General features: G+C 61.1%; 18 protein-coding genes and 3 pseudogenes. 6 read left to right on the top strand and 15 right to left on the bottom strand.

Translation table 11 applies throughout. The features are described 5' to 3' along the window. Nucleotides 1-31: 31 nt before the first annotated feature. The 8 genes from BG61_RS43740 to BG61_RS34360 form a co-directional block, all read right to left on the bottom strand. Nucleotides 32-553 carry a hypothetical protein gene (locus BG61_RS43740; RefSeq protein WP_206540627.1) on the bottom strand — a complete coding sequence of 174 codons (522 nt, stop codon included), beginning with the start codon at nt 551-553 and terminating at the stop codon, nt 32-34. A 670-nt stretch (nt 554-1,223) separates the two neighbouring features. Then, nucleotides 1,224-2,348, bottom strand: a complete 1,125-nt coding sequence (locus BG61_RS34390; RefSeq protein WP_051672999.1) for a porin — start codon at nt 2,346-2,348, stop codon at nt 1,224-1,226. A 78-nt stretch (nt 2,349-2,426) separates the two neighbouring features. Further along, entirely contained in the window at nt 2,427-3,374 is a 948-nt protein-coding gene (locus tag BG61_RS34385) for an NAD(P)H-dependent flavin oxidoreductase (protein ID WP_035942740.1), read from the bottom strand. A gap of 31 nt (nt 3,375-3,405) precedes the next feature. After that, entirely contained in the window at nt 3,406-4,743 is a 1,338-nt protein-coding gene (locus BG61_RS34380) for an MFS transporter (protein WP_035942738.1), read from the bottom strand. A 67-nt stretch (nt 4,744-4,810) separates the two neighbouring features. After that, entirely contained in the window at nt 4,811-6,466 is a 1,656-nt protein-coding gene (locus tag BG61_RS34375) for an AMP-binding protein (RefSeq protein ID WP_051672998.1), read from the bottom strand. Next, nucleotides 6,459-7,253 (bottom strand): enoyl-CoA hydratase/isomerase family protein, encoded by a 795-nt coding sequence (locus BG61_RS34370; protein WP_051672997.1) that lies wholly within the window; start codon nt 7,251-7,253, stop codon nt 6,459-6,461. The genes BG61_RS34375 and BG61_RS34370 overlap by 8 nt, the downstream gene beginning before the upstream one ends. A gap of 38 nt (nt 7,254-7,291) precedes the next feature. Beyond that, entirely contained in the window at nt 7,292-8,491 is a 1,200-nt protein-coding gene (locus BG61_RS34365; RefSeq protein WP_233469232.1) for a CaiB/BaiF CoA transferase family protein, read from the bottom strand. After that, nucleotides 8,488-9,375, bottom strand: a complete 888-nt coding sequence (locus tag BG61_RS34360; protein WP_241486499.1) for an enoyl-CoA hydratase/isomerase family protein — start codon at nt 9,373-9,375, stop codon at nt 8,488-8,490. The genes BG61_RS34365 and BG61_RS34360 overlap by 4 nt, the downstream gene beginning before the upstream one ends. Nucleotides 9,376-9,592: 217 nt before the next feature. Here BG61_RS34360 and BG61_RS34355 point away from each other — a divergent pair, with 217 nt between their 5' ends. From BG61_RS34355 to BG61_RS39545, 3 genes are all read left to right on the top strand, one after another. Beyond that, complete coding sequence (locus BG61_RS34355) at nt 9,593-10,552, top strand: hydroxymethylglutaryl-CoA lyase (RefSeq protein WP_035942750.1); 960 nt, start codon at nt 9,593-9,595, stop codon at nt 10,550-10,552. Continuing rightward, a complete protein-coding gene (locus BG61_RS39550) occupies nt 10,549-10,953 on the top strand; it encodes a PaaI family thioesterase (RefSeq protein WP_051672996.1) in 405 nt (134 codons plus the stop codon). The genes BG61_RS34355 and BG61_RS39550 overlap by 4 nt, the downstream gene beginning before the upstream one ends. A gap of 102 nt (nt 10,954-11,055) precedes the next feature. Further along, a complete protein-coding gene (locus BG61_RS39545; RefSeq protein ID WP_152565264.1) occupies nt 11,056-11,667 on the top strand; it encodes a MarR family winged helix-turn-helix transcriptional regulator in 612 nt (203 codons plus the stop codon). Between the two features lie 499 nt (nt 11,668-12,166). Here the strand turns inward: BG61_RS39545 and BG61_RS34340 are convergent, their stop codons facing one another. The 6 genes and pseudogenes from BG61_RS34340 to BG61_RS34320 all read right to left on the bottom strand — a co-directional run. Continuing rightward, entirely contained in the window at nt 12,167-13,111 is a 945-nt protein-coding gene (locus BG61_RS34340; RefSeq protein WP_035942736.1) for an AEC family transporter, read from the bottom strand. Between the two features lie 28 nt (nt 13,112-13,139). After that, complete coding sequence (locus BG61_RS44375; protein ID WP_233469234.1) at nt 13,140-13,385, bottom strand: hypothetical protein; 246 nt, start codon at nt 13,383-13,385, stop codon at nt 13,140-13,142. 144 nt (nt 13,386-13,529) lie between these two features. Next, nucleotides 13,530-13,919: pseudogene (locus tag BG61_RS44370) on the bottom strand (MFS transporter); the annotation flags it as partial. Nucleotides 13,920-15,178: 1,259 nt separating this feature from the next. After that, the gene (locus BG61_RS45110) at nt 15,179-15,451 is read right to left on the bottom strand and encodes a hypothetical protein (protein WP_035942734.1); all 273 of its coding nucleotides are present in this window, start codon (nt 15,449-15,451) and stop codon (nt 15,179-15,181) included. Continuing rightward, the gene (locus BG61_RS34325) at nt 15,448-16,527 is read right to left on the bottom strand and encodes an HlyD family secretion protein (RefSeq protein ID WP_035942733.1); all 1,080 of its coding nucleotides are present in this window, start codon (nt 16,525-16,527) and stop codon (nt 15,448-15,450) included. Before BG61_RS34325 ends, BG61_RS45110 begins: the two co-directional genes overlap by 4 nt. Continuing rightward, a pseudogene (locus BG61_RS34320) lies at nt 16,515-17,042 on the bottom strand (MFS transporter); the annotation flags it as partial. The gene BG61_RS34325 and the pseudogene BG61_RS34320, both read right to left, overlap by 13 nt. 341 nt (nt 17,043-17,383) lie before the next feature. Between BG61_RS34320 and BG61_RS34315 the strand changes: the two are divergent. From BG61_RS34315 to BG61_RS34305, 3 genes are all read left to right on the top strand, one after another. Further along, nucleotides 17,384-18,058: a response regulator transcription factor gene (locus tag BG61_RS34315; protein WP_035942744.1), complete on the top strand. Its 675-nt coding sequence runs from the start codon at nt 17,384-17,386 to the stop codon at nt 18,056-18,058. A 233-nt stretch (nt 18,059-18,291) separates the two neighbouring features. Next, the gene (locus BG61_RS34310; RefSeq protein WP_035942729.1) at nt 18,292-19,464 is read left to right on the top strand and encodes a porin; all 1,173 of its coding nucleotides are present in this window, start codon (nt 18,292-18,294) and stop codon (nt 19,462-19,464) included. A 231-nt stretch (nt 19,465-19,695) separates the two neighbouring features. Continuing rightward, on the top strand, nt 19,696-20,634 hold the full coding sequence (locus BG61_RS34305) for an aldo/keto reductase (protein ID WP_035942728.1): 939 nt from the start codon (nt 19,696-19,698) through the stop codon (nt 20,632-20,634). 779 nt (nt 20,635-21,413) lie between these two features. Here BG61_RS34305 and BG61_RS34300 read toward each other — a convergent pair. Beyond that, a pseudogene (locus BG61_RS34300) lies at nt 21,414-21,935 on the bottom strand (aldehyde dehydrogenase family protein); the annotation flags it as partial. Nucleotides 21,936-22,122 lie beyond the last annotated feature (187 nt).

Raw genomic sequence — 22,122 nt, 5'->3', positions numbered from 1 at the left:
TGCAAAAAGTTCTGGGTTCGGCCAGTAGCCGTCACTCGCGCCACGTCCGTTTCAGACATTCGAGCGTCGTTTGTCGCTTAGCCAGCGTAGATAGCTCCCAGTCGAATGTCCATGCATGAATGATTTCTGTCCCGTTCATGAGCAGCATGTCCAGGAAAAACTCCGAGACGGTCGGCGTGCTAATCGGCACCTTCAGCGGAGATGGTTGCGCCATAGGCGTCGGGCCGGCTTCACGCTTTGTTGTCCGATCTTCTGGCCAATCGGCCTCGGCTTGGTGGCGGGCGGGATCGGGCTGATGCTCGCCTGGAAGAAGCGCTGCCACAAGAGCAACTGCGCCGTCCTCAACGTTCTTTTTGCCGTGGAATCCTTGTTCACTTTGCCGTGGAATACGCAGGTTAAAGCCGAAATGGTCCTTCAGGTATTGGCCTACAACCTCAAGCGCGTCATGAATATACTCGGGGTAGCCCAGACAATAAAGGCGATAAGGATGGCTGCTGGCTGAGGCGGAAAGGCCTTCTTGCGACAGCGATGTCAGGACGATCGTCTGGTCCATGAAACGCATTCAACTAAACCAACGAACCGCGACTTAACGCGAAAAGTAGTTCCCAGACGGCCTCGTCCAGCCGCCTCCCGGCAATTCTGTCGCTAGAGAAGGTGCGTTCGGATTGCTCAAGGCTCAAGATGGATCTTATATTGCCCAAGAGTACGCTTCCGCGACGGTCTGAATGTCCCCCGCAGTCAAGCTCGAAGACCCGAGAGTGACGCCGAAAGGGGCGACAATGACGCGTTGCTCTCCGGGGCTTCAGCGATTATTTACATCGACGTTGCCCGGACGCACTGGTGTTTAAAATGCCCGAATAAACGGTAAACAAGTCTTCGGAAATCAGCGGCTTCTCCTGCGACTTATTAACACTGTCTCGCCGGCGAGAGTTCTCACTGACTCGAATTCGATCGCGCTCATCCGTGGCACGTATAGGAGTGGCTGGCGAAATGTCGCTGAACGGGCCACGAGGAGACGGTCGAATCCTCGTTCACTGGACATTTGAACGGCGGTTGACTTCTGTTTAGCGGACGATCGACCGATAAAGATCGCCGACCAGGCTACGAGAGCGTTCCTTCGCTGACGATGGAGTGCCGCACACTGCTCAGTAAGCGGTTGCGAACCTCGGCGCCAGGGAATTCCGAACAATCGATGCTTTAAAAGTCTCGGGAGTCAAACTCGATCAGAACCGGTGGCGCAGTCCCAGCGTGACCGATGCGCTGTCGTCATGACCCGCGAATGGGCCGTTGAACGTACCGCTGACCTTGCTCCATGCGCCCGCCAGATACACGTCCGTACGTTTGGAGAGGAAATAGTCGCCGGTCAGGAACGTCGAAAGCTTGTTGCCTCCTTCGCCGTTCGCGTCCACATGGCGGCCGAGATCGTAAATGGCGGCTGCCTTGATCTGCACCGCGGGCGTCGCCTGCCACGTCGCGCCGAACTGGAATACGTTGTCCGTGCGCGCCTCGCTGCTCGTGCCGATGTTCGTGTTGCCGGGATTCGTATAGAGCTGAGTGTAGGTGCCGTAGGTCGGCGAGAAGTCCTGACCGCTCGTCGGCGTGAACGCGCCGTCGCGACGCGTGTAGAGATAGTAGGCCTGCCAGGTCACCGGCCCGGTCACGTACGACGCGCCCGCGCCGAGATTCGACTGCTTGTTGCCGACGAGGTCTTTCGCCTGCTGCGCGGTGACGCCTGCGGAAAACACGTTGCCCTGATAGTTGAGGCCCGCCGCATACGTGGAGCCATGCGACACACTGCCCGCCTGACCGCCGAACGAATAGGCCGCGTTGAACTTCCACTGGTCGATAGTGAGCGTGTACTTCGCTGTATTGTCCAGGCGCGAGCCGGCGAGCAACTGAACCCAGACATCGGTCGCGGCGGAATTGGCCCAACTGATGACGTCGTACGGCAGCAGCGTTTCGAATGGAACGCTGTACTGGCGGCCGAGCGTCAGTTGACCGTATCCGCTCTTGATGCCCACGTACGCCTGCCGTCCGAACTCGCGGTTGCCTTGCAGCGAGACACCCGTCGTCGGATTGAATCCCGCCTCGATGCGGAAGATCGCGGACAGTCCGCCGCCCAGGTCTTCGGTGCCGAACAGGCCCCATCGCGATCCGTTGAAGAAGCCCGGGCCGAGCGCCACGGAACTGCCGCTGGACAGCGCGCGCCCGTTCGCGGCCGTCGCGCCGACCTGATTGGTTTGCCACGAGATGGCGGTATCGATCAGGCCGTAGAGCGTGACGCTGCTTTGCGCGTGAACCGCGCAGGTGAAGGCGAGGAAAGCGGCTGCGGCGCATGCGTTCTTCATCTTCCAAGTCCCCGTTATTGGCATTAGGTATGCGAAATAGATGATTTATGAATCGGCGTGAGTGTAAATTTGCCACATTTAGACGATGAGCCTTCCCACCGCGTCGCGATACTCCTCGACGAGCCGCGCCACGACATCCGCCGCGGCCGGCATATCGTGAATCAGGCCCGCCGACTGGCCGAGTTCCACCTTGCCGCGCTCGATATCGCCATCGAGCGCCGCTTGTCTCAGCGTGCTGCTTTTGAAGAGCGCGTCGTAAGCGGCGTCATCGGCTTCGTGCGTGTCGGCATGCAGGACGTCGGCGGCGAACTGGTTCTTCGTCATGCGGACCGGAAGCTGACGCACGCCCACGAGCACCGTTTGATCGATTTCGGTTTCCAACACGGCGCGCTTGTAGTTCTCGTGCACGCCGGATTCACGCGTCGCGATGAAGCGCGTGCCGAGCTGCACAGCATCCGCGCCGAGCGCGAGCAGAGCCGCGATGCCGAAGCCGTCCGCCACGCCGCCGCCCGCGACGATCGGCACGGAAAACTCCTGCGCCCCGCGCCGCACGGCGATCAGCGTGCTCACGCCGTTGGCTGGCGGATGGCCGCCCGCTTCCGCGCCGACGACGACGAGCCCATCGACGCCCGCGGAAGCCGCTTTGCGCCCATGTTCGAGCGTCGAGACGACATGAATCCAGCGCGTGCCGATCCGCTGAAAACGCTCCAGGTGCGCCTTCGGCCCGCCCTGCGATGCGAACACGACCGGCACGCGCTCTTCCTCGATGACATCGAGAAACAGCGCCGCCTCCGGCCGGTACAGCGGCAGGTTCACGCCGAAGGTAGCGCCGTGGGTGGCTTCCTTGACATCGCGCACGGCTTGTCGGAAATCATCGAGATACATCGGCCCGGCCGCGATGACGCCGAGGCCGCCCGCGTTGCTGACGGCGGCAGGCAGCGCCGCGTTCGACGACGCCCAGCTCATGCCGGCCTGGATGATCGGATATCGAATGTTCAGCATGCGGGTGAGTCTGGTCGGTGTCATCGTGTAGTCCCTTCGAAATCTGAGTTTCTATCTATCGCGACTGGCCGCTCGCCAGCAGGCGCGCTGGAATACCGATCAGCAACGTTACGCCGCCCGCGAGAACCAGGCAGCCCGCGAACTGGATGCCGAGGGTCAGACTGCCGGAGACGGACTTCACATAGCCAATCATGCTTGGGCCGACGAGCCCGCCGAGCGATCCGATGCTGCTCACGAGCGCGATGCCCGCCGCCGCACTCGTCGAGCCGAGATAGGTCGACGGAATGGTCCAGAACACGGACAGGCTCGACAGATGCCCCGACGTCGCGATGGCGAGCAGCAACACGGAGAACATCAGATCGCCGCGTGCGAAGGGCAGGGCGATGAGGCCCGCCGCCGCGCACATCAGCGGGACGGCGGCATGCCATCGGCGTTCGCGCGCACGGTCGGAATGGCGGCTGACGATCACCATCGTCACGATGCCCGCGACCGGCGGTATCGCGGCGAGCAGGCCGACCTGCAACGCGTCGTGCACGCCGGTCGCCTGAATCACCATCGGCGCGAAGAACGCGATCGTGCTCGCCAGCACGTAAGCGCAGAACGACACCAGCCCCGCGATATACACGCGCCAGTCGCGCAGCGCGGCGAGCATGCCGCCGTGTCCGTGCGTCGCGCGCTGACGGCGCTCGGCCGCAAGCACGCCGACGAGACTCGCTTTCTCCTCCGCCGTGAGCCAGGCGGCCGCTTCAGGACGATCCTCGAGCCGGAAGTACACGACGATGCCGAGCAGGATCGCGGGCAGGCCTTCGAGGAGGAACATCCACTGCCAGCCCGCGAGGCCGTGAAACTGATGGAAGCTGTGCATGATCCAGCCGGAGAGCGGCGCGCCGATCATCGTTGCGACAGGAATCGCGACGAACGACAGCGCGGTCACGCGCGCGCGCCGTTCGGCCGGGAACCAGTAGCTCAGGTAAAGAATGATGCCGGGAAAGAACCCCGCTTCGGCCACGCCCAGCAACATGCGCGCAACGTAGAACTCGAACGGCGTACGCACGAACATGGTTGCGGCGGACACCGCGCCCCACAGCACCATGATGCGCAGCAGCGTCCGGCGCGCTCCCATTTTCGCGAGCAACAGATTGCTCGGCACCTCGAACAGCAGAAAGCCGACGAAGAACAGCCCCGCGCCGATGCCATACACGAGATCGCTGAAATGCAGATCCGCCTTGAACTGAATCTGCGCGATGCCGATATTCACGCGATCGATGTAATTGATGATGTAGCACACGAACAGCAGCGGCAGAATGCGGCGGTTGATCTTGCGATACGTCGATTCGCTGACTGCTTCTTCCGGGCGTGTGAGCCCGACGGCGTCGGATGCGTACGTCGTCATTGTCTCCTCCTTGATAAATGGCTTTTCGGCGGCGACACGCGAATGGCCGCGGCCGTCCGCGCCGCACTCACGCGAGATTGAACTCGCGGATCGCGTAGTCGCGCAGTTTGTTTTTCTGAACCTTCGAGCTGCCCGTCATGCCGATGTCGTCGAATGACTGCACGAGTCGCAGATAGCGCGGCACCTTGAAGTTCGCGCAGCGCGACTTGCACCACGCGATCAGCTCTTCGCCCGATGCCTGCGCGCCCACCCGCAGCACCACGAACGCGGCGGCCACTTCGCCCAGACGTGGATCGGGCACGCCGACCACCTGCGCGAGCTGCACGGCGGGATGCCCGAACAGCGTTTCCTCGACTTCGGCGGGCGCCACGTTCTCGCCGCCAACGCGAAATACGTCCTTAAGCCGGCCGAGCATGCGCAGGCGGCCGTCGGCATCGATCACGCCGAGGTCGCCGGTGCGCAGCCAGCCGTCTTCGCTGAACGCCTTCGCGGTTTCCTGCGGCTTGTTGTAGTAACCCTTCATCACGCTCCAGCCGCGCACCTGGATTTCGCCGGGCGCATTGGAGGGCTGCACGTCGCCCGTTTCCGTCGATACCGTGCGAATTTCGATGCCCGCATGCGGTGATGCCCAGCCCGCCACGCGCAATTGGAGCGGATCGCGCCAGTCGTTGAGCACGACGTTCGGCGATGCCTCCGACTGCCCATACGCGCCGACCATGTGCTTCACGCCCATCACGTCGTGGATCTTCTGCATGATCTCGGGGCCTGCCGCCGCCCAGCCGCCGCGCAGGTGAATGCGCTCGCATTTGAATTCTGGATGGCTCATCAGCATCAGAAAGATGGTATCGTTGCCGGACGTGAGCGTGCAGCGTTCCTCGTCGAGGATGGTTAGCACCTTCGGCACATCGAACGACGGCACCGACAGGAGACACGCGCCGGACACGAGCGAAACCAGCAGCGACATGGTCGTGCCCGCGACGTGGAAAAACGGCCGCACGCTGAAATAGCGGTCGTCCGCCCGCACGCCGATGCGCTGCGCGGATGCCGCCGCGTTCATCAACATATTGCGATGCCGGAGCAGCACGCCCTTCGGAAACGACGTGGTGCCGGACGTGTACTGGACCAGCAGCGTGTCGTCGGGCGTCACGCTGTGTGCGCGGGTGACGGCTTCGGCGCGCGATTCCGGCGTGTCCGCGAGCGATTCGAAGCGCTCGGCGCCCGCGGGCAGCGCGCGTTCCGTGCCGCCCATCAAGACGGCGCGGCGCAGGAGCGGCAGCACGTCGCCGGGCAGCGTCGCATCGAAGGCGGGCTCGACGTCGCGCAGCAGTTGCGAATAGTCGATGTTGAGGAACGTATCGACGTAAAACAGCACGCGCACGTCGCCTTGCTTCAGGCAATAGTTCAGTTCGTCGAGCTTGAAGCGCGTGTTGACCGGCACCGTCACCGCGCCGATCGACGACGCCGCATAAAACAGCACGACCCAGTCGATGGAATTGCCCATCAGAATGCCGACGTGCTCGCCGTGCTGCACGCCCGCCGCGATCATGCGCGCGGCGGCGCTCTGCACACGCTCCGCGAGCGCGCGGTAATCGATGCGCTCACCGTCGATGACGAGCGCTTCGGCATCGGGCGTCGCGGCGGCGCGCGCGGCAAGAATCACGGGCAGCGTCACCGGCTGCGTCAGGCCGAAGCGTTCGGCATAGGCTGCGTAATCGTCATGCATGGCGTGCTCCGTTGTTCTGATCGTCTTGCGCACCGTCGCCACGCTGGCCGAAGCTCGAAATGGACTCCTTCCAGTCGGAGTTTTGCAGCAGCGTATCGATGGCGAGGATTTCGATGGCGAGCGCGCCCGCGGGATTGCTCTCCACGCCGCGATCGATGCAATCGCGCGTCAGCTGCATCGCGAGCGGCGACGCGGCGGCGATGTCGCGCGCCATCTGCCGTACGACTTTCACCGCCTCGTGCGCCGGCACGATGCGCGACACGAGCCCCGCCTGCAAGGATTCCTCGGCGGACAGGCTGCGGCCCGTGTAGGCCATGTCCTTCGCGAGCCGCTTGCCGACGACGCGCGGCAGGCGCTGCGTCGCGCCGACGGTGCCCCACAGCGCCTCGGGCGTGCGGAAGCTCGTCTTTTCCGTCCCGACGATGAAATCGCACGCCATCGCAATCTCGCCGCCCGAGCCGACCGCCGGCCCTTCGACCAGCGCGATGCACGGCTTGCCGATCTTCTCCAGCGCATCGTAAGCGGCGAAGGCCTTCAGGCGGCGCGCACGCACATCGTCGATATTCATGCCCTTGCGTTCCTTCAGATCGGCGCCCGCGCAGAACACGGGGCCGTTCGCGCGCACGATCACGCAGCGGATCGACTCGTCGGCACGCAGGCGCACGGCGGCGGCGCGCAGCTCGTCGCACATCGGCGCGTTGAGCGCGTTGCGCTGCTCCGGCCGGTTGAGAACGATCTCGGCCACGCCGTCCAGGAGCTCGACGATTAGCGTTTGGTCATCAGTCATGGTGTCCCCTTGGTATTCCTTATGCGTCCATGCATCGTTCAGATGGCGCCGTCGCGGCGCAGCGCGGCGATGTGCTGCGCGTCATAGCCGAGCCGCTCGCGCAAAACCTGCTCCGTGTGCTCGCCGAGCAGCGGCGGCCGCACGACTTCCGGATTGGCAAAGCCATCGAACTTGAACGGCAGCGGCAGCGCGCCGAAGGTGCCGACGCCCGGATGCTCGAATTCACTCACCATGCCGCGCGCCCGGACGTGCGGATCGGCGAGCACTTCGGCGACGTTCTTGATCGGGCCGGCGGGCACGCCTTCGGCGTCGCAGGCATCGCACAGCGCCTGGCGCGTCCAGCCGGAGATGGCCTGCGTGAGCGCGTCCATCACGCGTTCGCGATGCTCCACGCGCCCCGCGTTGGTCGCGAGCAGCGGGTCGCTTGCGAGCGTGTCGAGCTTCAGCAGCTTGCACAGCGGCAGCCAGTGCTGATCGCTGCACGTGATATGGACGAACGCGCCGTCGCTGCACGCGAAAGTCGCGGACGGCACGCGTCCCGGATGTTCGGTGCCCAGACGCGGCGGCACTTCGCCGAGCGCGAAGTAGCGGCCCGCCGCGAGCGTGAGCAGACTCACTTGTCCGTCGAGCATCGAGAAATCGATGTGACAGCCCTTGCCGGTCATCGCGCGTCCGTTCAGCGCCGACAGCAGTCCAATGACGATCCACATGCCGGACGTCAGATCGGCGATCGGCAAGCCCGGCTTCACCGGTCCGCCGCCGCGCTCGCCGGTCAGGCTCATGATGCCGCCCATCGCCTGGAACACGGTGTCGTAGCCCTTGCGCTTCGCGTACGGCCCGGTCTGGCCAAAGCCCGTGCACGACACATACACGAGCCGTTCGTTGTCCGCGCGCAGCGTCGCGTGATCCAGGCCGTAGCGCGCGAGCGTGCCGACCGGAAAATTCTCGATGAGGATATCGGCGCGCTGCGCGAGTTCGCGCACGATGCGCCGGCCCGCGTCGGTCTTGAGATTGGCCGTGACCGACTGCTTGCCGCGGTTGCACGCGAAGTAGTACGCGGATTCGTCGCCTACTTGCGGCTCGAAGCTGCGCGTCTCGTCGCCCGTGCCCGGCTGCTCGATCTTGATGACGGTCGCGCCCAGTTCGGCGAGGATCATGTCCGCGAACGGGCACGCGAGCACGCGCGCCAGCTCGATGACGGTGACGCCGACGAGCGGCTTAATCGGAGTCTCGATCATTTGTCGTTCGCGCGTTCCTTGCGGAAGCTGCGCATCATCAGATTCGTATCGAGCGATGCATCGAGCGCCTGCTGCAGCGGCAGATCCGCCACGCGATGGAAGAGGCGCTTGGTGGCGGCCATGGCGGGCGCATCGAAGACGGCGAGCCTTTCGGCGATGCCGACGGCGGTGTCGAGCATGGCATCGTCGGCGACGACGCGGTTGGCGAGTCCGAGCGCGAGTGCGCGCTGAGCATCGGCGGCTTCGCCCAACGATACGAGTTCGAACGCCGCCTTGCGCCCAACCTGGCGCACGAGGTTGGCCATCACGATTGCGGCCACGATGCCGTGCTTCAGTTCCGGATAACCGAGCTTGAGGCTAACGCCCGCGACCAGCATGTCGCATGCGAGCGCGAGGCCTGCGCCGCCGCCCATCGCGTAACCGTGCGCCGCGCCGACGACCGGCTTCGCGATCTGCGAGAACACGCGATGCAGATTGGTCGTGAGATGTGCGCGATCGAGCGCGGCCTGGGCGGCGCTGTTTGCGTTGGCATTGGCCGAATCGCCCGAATTGACGAAGCCGCCGAATTCGTTGACGTCGGCGCCGGCGCAGAACGACTTGCCGGCGCCCGCGAGGACGATGGCCTTCACCGAAGGGTCGCGGTCGGCGGTTTGCAGCGCGGCGAGCAGCGCGTGCGTGAGTTCGTTGTTGAGCGCGTTGCGCTTGTCAGGGCGGTTCATCGTCAGCACGCGCACGGCGGCGCGGTCTTCGATGAGGAGGCTGTCGGTGGAAGTCATGGTTGGTCGAGTCGAAGCGATGGGCAAAGAGTAAAGCCGATGCGTGATAAAGTCAAACAAATATCCGTGATTTAAACAACTAAAGTGAGATGAATCGGGTCCTTGCAAACCCGATCGTCGTCTCTCGATTGGCGTTGCGCATCGACGCAGGGATACACGGAGAGTTCGCTTAAGGGCTTGTATGGTATGGCGTCGAGACGTTCAGTGCAGGGTGCTGAACAACGGGCGAAGCGGCCATCAAGCCCGCGCAATTTAGTTGACATTGAACCACAATGATGTTTTGATTCGCTCGACAGTCAACTATTTCCGCAAGCAACGCAAAACCATGTCCGACCTGACTCTGTGTGAATGCTTCGCCCGTGACGGGCTTCAGCACGAGACCGATTTCATCCCGACGCAGGAGAAAGCCGCGCTGATAGACCGCTTCGCCCGCGCCGGTTTCGCGCGCGTGGAGGCAACGTCGTACTCGAATCCGGCAGTGGTTCCGCAATTCGCCGATGCGACCGATCTCCTGCGCACGCTGCCGCGCCTGGACGGCGTCTATTACAAGGCGACCTGTGCGAACCTGCGCGCCGTCGAGCGCGCGCTGGCGGATCTCGATGCGGGCATCGGCGCGAACGAGATCAGTTTGCTCGTGTCGGCGAGCGAAGCGCACTCGCAGCGCAATCTCAAACAGTCGCGCGCGGATCAATGGAAGCGCATCGAGGCGATGGCCGCCGCCGCGCAGGGCCGCTTTCGCCTGATTGGGACGATTTCCGTCGCGTTCGGCTGCCCGTTCGAAGGCGCGATCGACGAAGCGAGCGTGCTCGCGGACGTCGAGCGATTCGCCTCGCTCGGCGTGCATCACGTGACGCTCGGCGACACCATCGGCGTGGCGACGCAGGCGAGCACGCAGCGACTCTTCCGCGCGACGCTGCGAACGTTCCCCGATGTGCATACCATCGCGCATTTCCACGACACGCGTGGCACCGGCATCGTCAACTATCTGGCGGCGCTGGACGCGGGCGTGCGTCATTTCGATGTCGCGTTCGGCGGCACGGGTGGCCATCCCGCTAAAGTGAAGTATGGCGGCGGCGTGACGGGCAATGTCTGCACCGAAGACTTCGTCAACGTGCTGGAGACGATGGGCGTCGCGACCGGCATCGATCTGGACGCGATGATGGCCGCATCGCAGGCCTGCGAAACGGCGCTCGGCCGTCAGCTCGCGAGCCGCGTCGCGCGCACCGGACTGAATCCGATGCGCGTGCGCGCCAAAGATGCCGCTGCCGCGAACGCCGCCGGATGAACACGCCCGCGTCGACTCGGCCGCTCGCGCTCGAATCCGAGTTTTGCATCGAACAGGGTTTCGAGCTGGTCGATTACGGCGACGGCTGGGCGATGCTCGCGTGCGATGTGGAGCCGCGCCATACCAACCGCCACGGCAACGCCCACGGCGGCCTGATCGCCGCGCTGCTCGATACCGCGATGGGACTCGCCACGCGCGCCAGTGGTCGCGTCGAGAACCTCGGCACCGCGAGCCTCACCGTGAACTATCTGAAGCCGGCGTCCGGACGCATCGCGGTGCACGCGCACCTGCGCCGCTGCGGCCGCACGCTCGCCTTCTGCGGAGCGGAAGCGCGCAACGGTGCCGACGACGTGGTCGCGACCGCGAGCGCCGTCTTTTCCGTTGCGCCGGGCGGTGCATGACGGCCGTCCATCGATCACTGAACCCGCCCGCTTCTGCTAAAATACGTGACGATGTCATGTAAATCGGGCGTGTATTCGTGCCCTTGACCGTTGGAGGTGAACGTGGGAGCGACTGTGCGGAAGGCAAAGGGACAAGCGGTCGGGCGGACCGTCGCGGACGCTCACGACGCGCCCGCATTGAGCGATTTGCGCGACCTCGTCTCGTTTCAGTTGCGTCAGTTGACCAACATCTACACGAAGGGCTCGTCGAGTGAGTACGAACGCAACTTCGGCCTGACAATGAACGAGTGGCGCTGCATCGCGCTGTTACACGGCAAGCGCGGCATGTCGATGAATCGGCTCGCCGAGCACGCGCAGTTCGACCGGGGACTTGCCAGCCGCACGGTGAGCGGCCTCGAGGGGCGCGGCTTGCTAGCGCGCGAAGCCGACGCCACCGATGGCCGAGGCGTCGTCATTACGCTGACGGCGGAAGGGCGCGCGCTGGTGTCCGAAGTCTTTCCCGTTGCCGAAGAACGCAATGCGCGTCTGCTGTCCTGCCTCACGCGCGCCGAGCGCGAGATGTTGCCGGGCATCCTCCAGAAGCTCACGAATCAGGCGCGCGTGATGCTCGATCAGGAGCGCGAAGAGGCTGAAGCGAGGAACAATTCAAGCGCTTATGCGTCACCCAATGGGGAGGAGGATCACGCAATAGCGGATCTGAATCGGTGGAAATGAAACGAATGGCGATTGGTTACATCACGCCCGACCATCGATATTAAGACTTGAATTGGCGAACGCGAAAAGTGGACGTGAGAAGAATCATTGCCTTCTATATGTCGTTTCCGGAGCTTGATTGAATGGCCGTTAAGCACTGCGGATTCAACCGGTCGATGCAACACAATAGAAGCTGCGTGAGCGGCGGGAGTGTGGCGGGCGCGCTTGTCCGCCGGCCCGGATCGCTAATGTCCGCGACCGGACGAAGTTTCTGATCGACATCGCGGCTAACGCCCCAAGCGATGCCGTCGTGAAGAAAGGTCTCGCCAAGAAGGCTGCCACCAAAAAGGTCAGCGCGCCGAAGACCACAGCGACCTGACTGAAGACTTGTAAACAAGGCGGCCAAGGTCGCGCCGGGCCGGCGGTTCGGTGCCTTGCCTGTTCAGCTTCGCGTGCCAAGAAGTAGTTGGCGCATGCCGGCCCACAGGATTGCAAGTTTCGCGACCGATCGTCTGAATCATCAAAAGAAGTACGCGATCAGCAATCCCTCAGTTACGACGCCGAGAATTGTACTGACCAGAATCGTCGCAGTGGCGTCGCCGGTGTAAGTATTGCTTTTGAGCGCGAACATAGCGGCCGCGGTCGCGGTCGGCACGGCGCCTGTGATAACGGCCTGGTGCGCAGGAGCGCCCACTACGCCGAACAGTACGGCGCCGAGTGCCATTAATGCGGGTTGCAGGAAGTTCTTGATACCCAGATTCACCAGGACGTTAGCGTTGAACACAAAGCGCTCGCCGTAAAGCATCAATCCGAGCGCAAACAGCGACGTGCCACCGGCGGCCTTTGCGATCAGGTCCACCGAGGTCAGCACCGGTCGAGGTAGCGTGACGTGGCAGAAGCTGAGCACCATGCCGGAGACTGGCAGCCAGACAATGGGATTGATGACGGCGCATATCATACTTTGTCCGAAAACCCGCAATACGTCCGGCCGACCCTTTACCATATCATTCTTGCCGCCCAATCCGGTCAGGACTATGGTCAGCGGCAGCATGAAGATGCTGGTGATGAGATTACCGACCAGCACTGCCAGAAACCCCTCCGGCCCGAATACCGCAGCGAGAATCGGGGCGCCGAAGTAAGCCATGTCAGGAAAAGCACACACCAGTGCCTGCATGGTGGCGGTGCGCAAGTCATGTCTGAACACGAAGCGGCCGGCCCCCAACGCAATGACATACGTACCCATTAGGCCGAGGGTCAGGCACAGCGCAAACCCTACGTTATGCAGCTTGTCCGGCGAGGTCTTGACCGCGCCTTCGAACAGCGCGAAAGGGAGCGCGAATCGGATCACCAGGGTCGCCAGCACGTCGGCATCGTCGTGTTTCAACAAGCCTATGCGAGCCGATAGCCAGCCAAGCGTGATGACAAACGCAACCGGCAACAGCCCGTTAAGAATGGTGTCGAGCAAAGGAATACTCCTGTTTTGTTCAACCGGCTTATATCGCGCTACTCTTGATTTTCCTCCACGGCACGTAGTGCGGCGCCCAGACCTTGCCGCGAATCAGGCCTTTGGTCTGGTCAGGGCTCAAACCCGAGGACGGAACCTTCTTGTGCGCTTGCAGTGCCACGGCGAGAGAGACCGAAACCGCGATGTCACGCAGGGCGGTCACGGGCGGCAGCAGATTTATACCGGCGTTGATATACGCTGACGGCGCCGAGGCGATCCCTTGCGCGGCTGCCATGAACATCGAGTCGGTAACGCGTACGGATTTTGCCGCATCGACCCGTTCCCACCTGGCGAGCACGACAAGCCGGATCGGCTGCTGATTCCCGAGAAGTTGCACGGGCGAGCATTCCGAATCACTACGCCCTTGGCGTCGTTTGACTTGGGACAGCGGCACCAGCGGCCCAGCCATCGCGCCTTGTATGACGCGAGCCACGAGCAGTATGGGCAAGTTCGGCGCGAGGCTGCACATCGTGAACGACACCACGAACAGCAGGATCGCCACCACGAGAAGCTTTACCTGCCCGACCCGCTGCGTGAGCCATTCGGTCAGCGGGATTGCCACCGCATTGGGCGTGGCGTACAGCGTGATGACCCACGTGCCTTCATCCACCGAGACACCCAAGTCACCGGCGAGTGTCGGAATCGCGACGTTGGCGATCGACGAGTCCAGCACATTCATGAAGCTGGCGACGGCGACCGCGAACGTGCCCAGTGCGAACTGCCAGCGAGTGAACGGCGCAGGAGTGCTCGCGTTCTTTGGGGAGGCCATGTTGCGTCCTTCACGAGGGCCGGTGGAGGGCTGTTCTCTAGCCGTCCCCGGGGATCAAATTTGTTCGCATCGTCCGAGCACTTGATCGAGAGTGTGGTCACAACAACGCGGTAACCGAGACTTCGAAAATGCCTTCATGACTTCGGCGCCTCCGACTCGCGATGCGCGGCGACAACGACACACTTGTGCGAGGTTTCATGCATAACTTCGAACGTTGGTTTTTCGGCTGCGATAGACCAAAATATATGTGAATTGACGGGGTTTCAAATACTCGAGCGGAAAAACATTCTTGCGCGGCGAGAACAAATCGCAATTTAACTGGGCGACTTGGAAGTCCGATCTTTACGATGATGTTCCGCGCATTGGAGCGGGAAAATTCCCGAAGTGGGATTCATGAACCCGTTTTGCCGGCGTCGCGCGTGCGGCATGGTTTCGTATGCGAAAGCGAATCCTTCCTTTCGGCCTGCGCTGGAGATCGTACATTTCTCCCGCGAGAGCTCCGTCAGGTTGATTGGCGCAAATTACCTGTGGCCGTGGTGCCAAATGGCACGGGCATGATTGAAGCTCGCAGGAAGACGGCGCCGTGCGAACAGGGTGCGAATGACAATCGACGCTCGCAGCTCTCACTCTCACAAAAAGGACTTCTGCTCAGCCTATCAGACCAAATTGTGATTACAACGTCTTCGCAAACGGCCTTGTTGCCCGAGATGCATTACGATGCCGATGATCCGACTGTCCCGAATCCCAACTACCGCGCGACGCGATAGCGAGACGAGGTCGGACCGAACGGGAGAAGAACCCCACGAGTCTGTTAGTGAGTCGTTACGTCGTTACCGCATGGGGCTCAATGCGCCGTGCCTGTTCGCCGGTTTTCAAATAGGGATCTCCTATGCGGCTCATATCTTGGCCCGCCCGATACGTCTCAGGCAACGAGGTCGTTTGCAAAAGACGCAGTCTGTTCCTGGTATTGCTTCGACACGACAGCGGCAGTCGATTTGAGAAAACTGACATGATCAAACCAACTTGTCCACCTGCAGGGAAGGGGCACCTGAAAGCGGTCGTTCGCCGATGTTTTATTTATTGGAAGTCGTCGGCCAAAACGATCGTTCACGCATTCCCGATTTTGGTCGCTCCCGAGCGTTCGCGTCTGTGAGACCTGAGATAGTTGGCTTCCATCTCAACGAGGCCGATCTTTCGGGGCAATCGGCCGGCCAGTTGCGGCGACCGCGGGCCGTATCACCAGCTTCTACATAAGACGCTCAGTGGTTATTTAACGCCATCTTGTCAATGAGGAACATCCTGTCGGGCATACGTTGACTCCCACCCGCCGCCGAGTATCTTGCAGAGTGTGATGAGTTTGGGGGTACTTCTAACACGCCGATCCCATTGATCGTGGGCTCGCTACGCGATTCGAGCGTCGGGATCAAACTTTCGGTCGTCTCCGCCTGCGCGAAAGCGTTAGCCACGTCCAGCTCCTTAGTGACGCCTTCACGTACCCGGTTTCGCGTGAGCTCCACGCCGTCGCGGGTCATCTATGGGCCACTCCACCTTCGACCCGCGTATCGACACGGTTGCCAACGGCGACCTCTGTTTCGACAGAAAGCCCCACGCTCAACGCGGACGCGGCCTGTTGTCCCCGGTCGATTGTTATCTTAACAGGCACGCGCTGGACGACCTTAGTGAAGTTGCCGGTTGCATTGTCAGGCGCTATAGGCGCGAAGCTCACGCCTGTAGCGGGGGCAAGGCTATCGACATGTCCTCGAATCACTACGCCTGGAAAGCTGTCGACTTTGATGAGCGCGGCCTGGCCGGGTCGCATGTCGGTGAGCTGGTTTTCCTGGAAGTTGGCGACGATATAGGCGTCCGACAGCGGCACGATCGCGAGCAGTGGCGCGCCGGTTGTGACGAACGCGCCGACGCGCGCCGAACGTCGTCCAACCTTGCCGTCAACGGGCGCGTGGATCTCCGTATATGACAGGTTGAGGTTCGCCTGCTCGAGAGCGGCCTCGGCGTGGACCAACGCCCCCGCGGCCTTGTCGCGCTGGGTACGCAGAACGACCAGATTCTGCTGGGTCGCAACGAGTGCCGCGCGGTCACGGGACTGCTGCGCGAGTTGCTGGGCGAGCGCGCTCGAGGCTTGCTGATGCTCCTGCGTCGTTCCCGCGCCGGTTTCCGAGAGATTCCGGTAGCGCGAGGCATTCGCTCGTGCAAACTCGATCCCCGCTTCAACTGAGCGAAGCGTGGCACGCGCCTGGTCGACAAGCGCGGGGTGCCGCGCGATCTCTGCGTCGTAATTCGCGACCGATGCTCTTGCTGCCGCCACGTCCGCCTGCGCACTCATGAATGCGGCTCGGAAGTCGCGATCATCAATACGCACCATTAACTGCCCGGCTTTCACCTGCTGGTTATCTTCTACGAATACTTCTGAGAGCTGGCCAGCGACACGCGGCGCTACCAGCGTGAAATCGGCGGTGACATAGGCATCGTTCGTGGTCTCGGTATCTGAGTGCGCAAATAGCCTTACGCAAGCCCATGCGGCGACGCCGAGTGTGACCACGCACGCGACAAGACCACGTGTTCTAAAAGGAAATCGGATCACGGGTGACATATATGTCGTCCCTTAGCGCCAAGAGGGGGCGTAGTGCTCCATGGCGGATAGTTACGCACTGGTAACACCGGAATGACGGGAAGAAGGGCGAGGGCGACCCCTGCCATCACGAGATAGAGATCCGCCGACTTCATGACTACGGCCTGCTCGTGGACTCGATGCGGGAATTCACCAAGACCATGAACTGCATCGATGGTTTGGCCCGTGACAAGTGCGTTGTTGCCCGGGTGGTCCACGAGCATGCTCGAATGAAAATGTTGGCGAGCAGTACCCAGCCCTTCGATGAGACCGATTGCCGCAACGCTAGCGAAGCGCTTGAGCGAGTTGAACATGGCCGAAGCAAACGGGTCTTCCGCTGGAGGCAAGCCTGTCGTTACCCCCATCAGGATCGACATGATCACCATCGGTTGTGCAGCGATCTGTATCGACTGAAGCCAGTAGAAGTTCCCGCGGATCCAGTTCATGAAACTCCCCAGGAAGCAAGTGACGGCCATCATGCAAAGGCCAGTGGCCACTCGTCAAGCGGAGCCTGCGTCACAAATCTTTGGATTCAATGTTTAAATAACCCGGACAGGTGCGCTGCGCTTAGGCGCGTCCCATCAGACAGCCGGCTGCTCTAGTGGCACCTTAGCGGGGAGCTTTTCGCGCGATGCATTGCTGCTCGACGCCATTTAACAACGGCGCTCCCGCGCGGTCATTAAATGACATATTTTTTCCGTTGAAAGGACTGCGAAAGACGTGGATTCTACTATTCGTATGGAACTAACGCTGCAGGCAAACTATTGTCGCGCCGCAATCTTATTGCATGGTTAAACAGAAGTTCGACACGTACGTACCGGCTAACAAGGGAGGCACGATGGCCTCAAAACCGCATCCGGCTTCGACCAGAAACGGCAGTGAAGACAAGACGTCCGTCGTGTACGTCATTGACGATGATGAATCGATCCGGTTTGTATTGGACGGTCTGGTGCGCTCGGTCGGACTGCATGCCGAAACCTTCGAATCGCCGAAGGATTTTCTTGCTTTCCCGAAGTACGACACGCCCAGTTGCCTGATTCTCGACGTCAGATTGCGCGGTGAAAGTGGCCTCGAATTTCAGGAAGAGGCGATCCGCTGTGGCATGCGTATGCCCATCTTGTTCATGACGGCTCATGGCGACATCGAGATGACGGTCAAGGCAATGAAAGCGGGCGCGCTCGATTTTTTCCCGAAGCCGTTTCGCGATCAGGACATGCTGGACGCCATCGCTCATGCACTGAGGCGCGATGCCGAGCGAATCGCGTCAGAAGAGGCAATGGCGACCGTTCGCGCATCCTACGAATCCCTGACACCCCGGGAGCGGGAGGTATTGAAACTCGTGGTAGCGGGTTTGCTGAACAAGCAAATTGCGTACGAGATGAATCTAAGCGAGATCACCGTGAAGATTCACCGCGGCCACGTGATGAAGAAGATGGCTTCGCGCGCGCTCCCCGATCTCGTTCGTAAGGCGGACGCGTTAGGAATAGACCCAAATCGCTCAAGTTCCCCGTGAACTTGGGTAGGCCGTCGCGATGTGCGCAAATCTCGTTTTCGGACAACAAGGAGCGCCCAACTGCTGGACTAAAGGGCCTTCACGCTGTTCCCAAAGCTACCGCATCGGCCATTTTGACAAAATGGGTGCGAATCTCACCGGAAGCCGTGGCGGGAGGGCTCATCGGTGGAACATAGCCATGGATTGGCGCCTACTTACACTTTGCGAATCGCTCTCTCCACCCGGAGGCGCTTGTGAAAAAAATTGCCGTTGTCCTCGCTCTTTCTGGTGCGCTTGTTGCATTCTCAGTTAATGCGCAGAGTTCGGTCACGTTGTACGGACTCATCGACGCGGGCCTCATGTACACGAACAATGTCGTCAAAGGTGCGACGAGCGGTTCACTTTTTCAGGCGACAAGCGGCGATATCAACGGTAGTCGATGGGGGCTGAGGGGAGGTGAGGATCTGGGCGGTGGTCTCAAGGCAATTTTCGTATTGGAGAGCGGGTTCAGCGTGCAGAACGGCAGGCTCGCCCAGGACGGTCGGGAGTTCGGTCGCCAGGCGTACGTCGGTGTTAGTAGCACTCAGTTCGGTACGGTGACGCTGGGCCGACAGTACGATTTGCTGGTCGACTTCGTCGAACCGCTCGCGGGCACGGCGGGCACGTTCGGCGACGCGGGATTTGCACACCCGTTCGATAACGACAACCTGGATCATTCCGTGCGCATGAACAACGCGGTCAAGTACACGAGCATCGACTACGGCGGCCTGAAGTTCGGTGGACTCTACGCGTTTTCGAACAGCACCGACTTCGCCATCAATCGAGCGTACAGTGTCGGCGCAAGCTACGCGTTCGGGCCCCTGAATTTTGCCGCGGGTTACTTGCAGATTAACGGCTCGGCGGGCACCACAGCAACAAGTCCGGGCGCAGTCGACGTCAACGAATCGGCGGCCAACGGAACGGGCGGTTTCCAATTGGGCGCCGATATTCAACGCACCTTCGGCGCGGGCTTAAACTACACGTTTGGCCCTGCGGTGATCGGCTTTGTCTATACGCATAGCCAGTTTCAGGGAACGACCTCGTTCAGCCAGAGTAATGGGAACAACAGCGGCACCATGCGATTCGACAACTTCGAGCTGAATGGGAAATACGCACTGACGCCCGCGCTTGGACTGGGCATCGCATACACCTATACGGACGGCCATGTTGGCAATGGCAGCAACACGCCGTACGGCTCGGACCCGAAATGGCATCAGGTCAATCTGCAGACTGTGTACTCGTTTTCGAAGCGCACCGACGTCTATGCCGAAGCAATGTATCAGCACGTTATAGGCCATAACTACGTCGCGTTCGTCAACACTGCGGGCGGTGCTGCTTCGACTGCGAATCAGGTCGTAGCAACGGTGGGGCTACGCACGCGCTTCTAGACTAGGCGGTCGAGCGCTTAGTCGCGCCCGGCGATCAACCTCGCTCCACGTTTCTGCGGATAGCGAGACTCAGTAGGCACTTTACCGGTGTTCTAACTAAGGATTTCTTATGAAGCGGCTATCCGACTCAGCTACCTTGACGCTTTTTCTGTTCATGGACCTGGCGCCACAAACGCACGCTCAAGCGCCGGTCCTTCGCCGCTGGGCACGAGTTAGTGTGGAGGTGTTGTCATGATTGAGTCTTCCGATTTTCGGAGCAAAAGGATAGTGCTCAACCACGGAGGCAGCCGCATGCCCGCTGTCGGGTTTGGCACGCTGATTGCCGATGCGATTATGACTACCAGTGCCACGAGAGATGCGCTTGCGGCCGGCTATCGACACTTCGATTGCGCCGAGCGATATCGGAACGAGCGTGAGGTGGGCGAGGCGTTGCGGGCGGGGCTTGCCGCTGAAGGGATCGAGCGCGAAGAGATCTTTGTGACCACAAAATTATGGAACTCCAATCATCGTCCCGAGCGGGTCGAACGGGCTTTCGAGGCAAGTCTTAAAAGACTCGGACTCGACTATCTGGATCTTTATCTGATCCATACGCCGTTTGCATTCCAACCAGGCGATGAGCAGGACCCGCGCGATGAAAATGGGGATGTCATCTACGATAAAGGAGTGACCTTGCTCGACACGTGGAGGGCGATGGAAGATCTCGTCGAACATGGAAGATGCCGGTCCATCGGACTGTCTGACATCAGCTTGAACGAATTACGACCCCTCTACGAATCGGCACGAGTCAAGCCAGCGGTGGTGCAGGTCGAAGCACATCCGTATCTTCCTGAAACGGAACTTCTGGAATTCTGCAAGGAGAAAGGGGTAGTGTTTTTGGCCTTTGCGCCATTGGGTCACGGAATAAGGCCGGGGCCACTTGAGGACCCAGTCATTTCTCAGATTGGCGCGCGAATTGGAAAGACGCCAGCACAGGTACTGCTAGCCTGGGCGGTGCAGCGCGGGGGGGCTTTGCTTACCACCCCAAAGACTGCGGCCCGCGCGCGGGAAAATTTCGACATCTCCGCGCTTCCGGCAGACGCATTTGACGAGATCAATCGAATTCAGACCAAGCAGAGGTTCAACGAAGTCGTCAAGACTGGCAGTCCGGGCTTCATCCCGCGAAGTAGATGATAGTGAAATGTGCACCGCGTCTGGAGTCAGTCGATTGACGTGGCATGGAGTGCGGCTGTAAGAGGCCCGGGCGGTCGCCCATCGGGAAGATCGTAAGACACTTGTCTAAGCGAGCGATGTTTAAACGGGTATCGCAGGGCAGCGGAGATGTGTCGGCCACGCTCAGCCTCGACGAAACCTTGCGGAGGAGAGGGTTAGTTCGCTTGAGGCGACAGAGTTCTTTGAGTTAGTATTTACTAACACAGGGTCGTCAAGAGTAAACCGGTCAATTCCGGCCTTTCACCGTCCCCGCGAAGCTGCCTCCTTCGAGGGGCATTCAAGTTTTCCGGACGTTGACCGTTAAACATGGACAAAACGTCTCACAGCTAAACAGCATTTTCCTGAGGCGGTATTGAACGGCGCCGGGAGGGTGCGATGCGACATGGCTGAGAATCTAGCGCAGTGGATTTCGTCCTTGGATCTGGCCTGTCGGCAATCATTGGCGCGATCGTCTTCGGTGGTAAAAACGGAAAAAAGTGGTTCCCGCGGATCTTGCGGTGAGTGTAGTCGTTGACCGGGTCGGCGCCAGATTTTGCAGTTGGTCGCCTCACCGCCGAAAGAAAGTTGTGCGGCGAGGTTGCCAAGCATGAGTTGGCAGTCTCAAGCAGTAAGCGAGCGCGTGGCCGGTCGTGCTCGCACCGACTATTGCGCAATCAGACTCGTTCTACGGAGTCGGCGCCGACTCATTGCTATACGCGTGCTCGAATGGAAGACAGGCGCCGCAACGCCTGGTCGTCTTACTAGACCACTGGCAACGCAAGTTCCGCGCCTTTGGCGATGCTGTCAGGCCAGCGCTGCATTACGCTTTTGTAGCGCGTGTAGAAGCGCACGGCCTCCTCTCCGTAGGCGTGGTGATCGCCGAACAGCGATCGCTTCCAGCCCCCAAACGAATGCCACGCAGGCGGCACGGGACTGGGTACGTTGATACCCACCATGCCGATTTGAATCTGCCGGGAGAACGCGCGCGCGGCGCTGCCGTCCGATGTGAAGAGTGACACACAGTTTCCCAGTTCGTGCGCATTGACAAGTGCTATCGCGCTCGCGAGATCGGGCACTCGAACAACCGACAGGACTGGCCCGAAAATCTCTTCCCGATAGATGCTCATATCGGGCTTCACGTCGTCAAAGAGGGAGCCGCCGAGAAAAAAGCCCTGTTCGTGGCTGGCGACAGTGTGGCCGCGACCATCGACGACGAGCCTGGCACCTGCCGCGACGCCGGCGTCGATATAGCCCAAGACCTTGGCGCGATGCGCGGCGCTGATGAAAGAGTGTTGCCTTTGAAAATTAACGGGTGTTGCGTTTGCACGATGCGTTTGCCACTAGCATGACCGAGTACGAAGTTCGTCAGTGTTGCTTTTGGGTTCGAGCAGATTCCTAGCACGCACGGATCAACGACTCCATACGATTTGCGGGTTCACCGACCGATCCTGCATCGCATACTGCAGCTTC

The organism is Caballeronia glathei, assembly GCF_000698595.1.
GTDB lineage: Bacteria > Pseudomonadota > Gammaproteobacteria > Burkholderiales > Burkholderiaceae > Caballeronia > Caballeronia glathei.
The sequence above is the reverse complement of the archived record's forward strand: the minus strand, read 5'-3'. Positions and strand labels throughout refer to the sequence as shown.